1 protein-coding gene is annotated in these 346 nt (G+C 65.3%); it reads right to left on the reverse strand.

Annotated elements, in window-relative coordinates:
• On the reverse strand, positions 1 to 346 hold a 346-nt coding region (locus IB279_RS38300; protein WP_192341286.1), incomplete at both ends, for an amidohydrolase family protein.

Genomic DNA, 346 nt, shown 5'->3' on the forward strand with positions numbered 1-346 from the left:
GCCCTTTCTCAATCCGGCCTTTCTTGCCTTCCTCGTTTGAAAACCACTGCACCTTCTCGGTCCACATCCGAAGCGCCGTCTCGCGATCGAGGCAGTTGGCGCGCGGGTAGAGCTGCAGGCCGCCGACCGTCTTGCCGGTCACCATCCACGACAGCGAAACCCAGGGGTTGTAGGATGCGACGCGGGTCGCATCGGTACCGGCGGAGACGTTGACGCCCTTTGCCAGCATCTTGGCCACCGGCGGCGTCGCTTCAGCGACACCATGGCCGTAGCGCTCGACGAAGTACTCGCCCTGATAGGCCATGCGGTGCTGCACGGCGATGCCGCCGCCAAGGGCGGCGATCCG

This window comes from Ensifer sp. ENS06 (assembly GCF_014852205.1).
Lineage (GTDB): Bacteria > Pseudomonadota > Alphaproteobacteria > Rhizobiales > Rhizobiaceae > Ensifer > Ensifer adhaerens.